This is a genomic window from Thalassobacterium maritimum, assembly GCF_031127805.1.
Lineage (GTDB): Bacteria > Verrucomicrobiota > Verrucomicrobiia > Opitutales > Coraliomargaritaceae > Thalassobacterium > Thalassobacterium maritimum.
Genome location: NZ_JARXHW010000101.1, coordinates 1 through 3,738, shown reverse-complemented (window position 1 = coordinate 3,738; position 3,738 = coordinate 1). Strand labels below are relative to the sequence as shown.

Here is a 3,738-nt window from a genome sequence, read left to right as displayed (position 1 = left end):
AAGTCATAAGCTTGTTTGGCAACGGATGGATACGCGCTTCAGCAAACGCTACCTGAGGTCACTATAGGATCAAACATTTTTAGAAATGGTATTACGCCCTCGGGAATCGAAATTCTTTGTAGTCGTGCATTCTCCCACAAATCGATCATTTTCAATATAGATGTAGGGATCCATATTGAGGGAAGCGGAAATACCGAAGAAATGATCAAAGCCATTATCAACAGGACCATTTTCGATCACTCCATTCCAATCTGTATTCTTCGCTGAAGCTGGCTTTCCATCTGTGCTGGGAAAATCCATCCCGATGTGCCACTTACCAATACAGGCCGTGCGGTAGCCGTTCGACTTCAAATAGGAGGCCACGGTCACACGGTCATTCTCGATAAGGTGTGGGTCATAACCATCCAAGACCCCAGACTTCAGTCGCGTGCGCCAAGAGTAACGCCCTGTTAGAATGCCATACCGGGTCGGCGTACAGACAGCGGAGCCACTATGGGCATCGGTGAAATGCATGCCTTCCGCAGCCAAACGATCAATGTTCGGAGTCTGAATTTTCGAATCGGGATTGAGCGCACTCACATCTCCATAGCCCATGTCGTCCGCCAGAATGTATACGATATTCGGGCTCGTTTTCGCATGTAAGGAAACTGCCATGCAGCACAGCATAGCTGCGAATCCTCGTGAGAGCCATGGCTTCATCAAGTCACGTAATGTATTTTTTATGATCATTGCTTCCAAAATAATTTTCACTGATTGATCGTACCGAATTCGCCAAATGGACGGTCCATTTTAGCGACTTCCCGGTGCATCAACGCTTTCATCTGATCCAGTTGCTCGGCATAGGCCGGATCCTTGGCTAAATTCTTTTGCTCATTCGGGTCATTCTCCAAATCATACAGCTGATCCAAATCAAATATATAAGGATACTGCCCTGCTCGCTTGATGTGATTCATATCGTGCTGTGTCCAGTAACGGTAAATGTTGAAGGCGTATGGGAGTTGGTTCTCGCTCAATTCGGGCTGAGTCCACTTCTTCCACTTCCTCATTCGGTTCTCGTTATTGAAATCTGGAGCTGATGGCTGACGAGCTTCCTCCTCGCGGATTTTCTGCCATTGATCTTCTGTATAGCGAACTGCGACATATTTCCAACGCGGCGTCACGATGGCTTTTGCACAATTGTACTCGGCCATGAATACATTCTTCCATTCCGCCGCTGCGCCCTTTTCTAGAACTGGCAAAAAGCTATGACCATCCGCTTTCATTTCTGCTGGCGGCGTGGCACCCGCCACATCAATCAAAGTCGTTGCAATATCCAGCGTGGATACAATTTCCGTGAGCTGAGTGCCCGGCTGAATGACCTTAGGCCACTTGATCGCTGACGGCACACGAATGCCGCCTTCATAAACCGTGGATTTACCCATCTGTGCATTATCGGAAATGAAAACAATGATCGTATTGTCGTCGATGCCCATGGCCTCGACCTGATCCAGTACCGCCTGTATCCCAAAGTCCAAAACACGCATGGCAATGGCATCACGTTCGTCGCCGCTATCCTTGCGAGCAATTTCAACAATCTCCTTACGCGAAGGCATCGGCACCTCTGGAGCCTTCTCCAGCAATCCTCGCTCCGTATAACGGCCTACTTTGGAATAGTCGGAAAGAAAATCCTCTTCTGTATTCACTGGTAGGTGAAACAACTTAGTCGATAAATACAGAAAGAACGGAGAATCTTGCTCCTGCTGTTGCTTCAGGAACTGGAGCGCATGATCGATTTCCCACTCGAGGTTATGGTGCACATCGTCGGTATCGACGCCATTCGCGGAACCCACCAAACCATTACCAAACCCAGCGGCCCCGACCCAATCAAATCCACAAGACTGGATGTGCTGGATCAAGCGGTCATTGTATTTCTCAAGGACAGGTGTCACCTCGGGATCGGTAATGTGCTTACCATTCAACTCACTTCTGATGACCAAATCCTTATTTCTGGAATTATGAAACTTACCGACAAACGCAGTAGTATATCCCGCCGTTTGCAAAGTCTTGGGCAGGTTGGGCAAATCCGTTTCCAAAGCCACATCGACTCCCCAGGTTTCGTCCCCTTTAGGATACTCTTTCAGATAATCTTCCTCCGTGCAGCGCTCCGGATATCGCCCGGCCAGGATACTGTAGCGACTCGGAATACATAGTGGCGTCGGCACATACATTCGCTGCATCAGAGCCCCATCCTCGGCAATACTGTCCATCGCAGGGGTCACTTTATCCCCCCCATAGGCCTTGCCCATGTGCTCAAACTCTACATTATCGATGACGATGTAGACAATGTTAGGCTTAGTCGGCGCAGCCATGGCCAAAGTCGCAACCAAGGCTGGAATCAGTAGTAAAAAGTAGCGGGGCATATTCAGCGGTATTTTCATACATATTAACTCCAACCCAAGACTATATCTTACGCTATTTCTTCAAAAAAGAACTGCTATTTTCATCCATCACTAAACAGTCACATGCCTCTCCGACTCTCTCGCAAAAACAAACAAGGCTGACCCGCGTTCAGCGAATCAGCCTTGATACAAGAGCCAGTCCAACTGACTACAAAAACAAACTTGGGCAGCACACCACGAACAATACCGATGTCGACTGCCTTACCATTAAGGTATAACCTACGAGTGCTTCCTACGATTGCACATCACAAAAAGCAGCGCACACGATGCCGCCAGCAAACTGAAAGTCTGAGGCTCAGGAATCGAGCGCACTTGCATCGCGTTGACGTGCCAACTCGAATCTTTATCAAAAGTAAATGATTGAGTGCTCGCATCGGCCGTAAAGGTGCCAATCACATATTGACCAAGCCCTCCTTGCGTATTGCGGTCCGTGTAGTCTAGAGAAACACCGCCCGCACCTGTTATTGTGAGCGATTGTCCCTCTCTACCACTGCGAGCATCCTGCGCCCAAATTTGAATCTGGTATTCCTGATCAATGCTCAGCCCACCAAAAGTAAACTCTTCAGTTGTGCTCGTGGTACCGTCCCACAGCCCAGATCCCAACAAATTTTGATAATTAGACGACAAGGTATTGAAGGGCGAAACGTCTTCTGCATAAGCCGCATCAGAATTATTAGAGACATCATAAGTCAATGCCGCACCGTAAGTATCGGAATCCCTCATATCTCCATTGGTACCTCCCCCGGCAAACGTCACGCCGTTGACGACAATTGATGCGAAATCCGTATTAAAACTGGCGGCTACGACTAGCGAGCCATCGGTCGACACATCTGAATCTCCGGTGATATTCGTGGCGCTCCCCCAAGTGATCTCGGCTGCGTGAGACAAGGAGGCAAGTAGGACGGGTGCTAGACTTAGAAATGGGAGTATTTTCTTATTCATTAGATTGGGATTATTTTGTGTTAGGTTAAGACGAGTGTTCTCAACTCATTAACTCCTAGACTGAGCAAAATCTGACGAAAAAATAAAAAAATAATAAAAAAAGCCCCGGAAGAACCGGGGCTTTCGAATAAAATAAAAACTAATACCAATCGGCTTAAGCACGACGGCGCGTCACCACGCAAGCCAGCGCCAGCACTCCGGCAATTGCCGCGTAAGCAGATGGCTCAGGGACGGCGCGCAACTGCATCGCATTCACGTGCCAGGTCGTATCAAGAACAAAATCAAATGATTGAGTGTCCGCATCGGCTGTAAAGGTGCCAATCACATATTGACCAAGCCCCCCTTCCGAGCTGGTGTC

General features: G+C 48.4%; 3 protein-coding genes and 1 pseudogene. All 4 read right to left on the bottom strand.

Features of this window, described 5'->3' with window-relative positions; all coding sequences use genetic code 11:
- Positions 1-99: 99 nt before the first annotated feature.
- Positions 100-666: pseudogene (locus QEH52_RS19120) on the bottom strand (sulfatase-like hydrolase/transferase); the annotation flags it as partial.
- 80 nt (positions 667-746) lie between these two features.
- Positions 747-2,417, bottom strand: coding sequence for a sulfatase family protein (locus tag QEH52_RS19115; RefSeq protein WP_308952557.1), 1,671 nt, complete (start codon positions 2,415-2,417; stop codon positions 747-749).
- A gap of 240 nt (positions 2,418-2,657) precedes the next feature.
- Positions 2,658-3,380, bottom strand: coding sequence for a hypothetical protein (locus QEH52_RS19110; protein ID WP_308952556.1), 723 nt, complete (start codon positions 3,378-3,380; stop codon positions 2,658-2,660).
- A gap of 154 nt (positions 3,381-3,534) precedes the next feature.
- A partial coding sequence (locus tag QEH52_RS19105) for a PEP-CTERM sorting domain-containing protein (protein ID WP_308952555.1) occupies positions 3,535-3,738 on the bottom strand: 204 nt, incomplete at its 5' end.

Bases quoted from the DNA above. Each gene is read 5' to 3' on its own strand.
- QEH52_RS19110 (WP_308952556.1), bottom strand. From the start codon at position 3,380: ATGAATAAGAAAATACTCCCATTTCTAAGTCTAGCACCCGTCCTACTT.
- QEH52_RS19115 (WP_308952557.1), bottom strand. From the start codon at position 2,417: ATGAAAATACCGCTGAATATGCCCCGCTACTTTTTACTACTGATTCCA.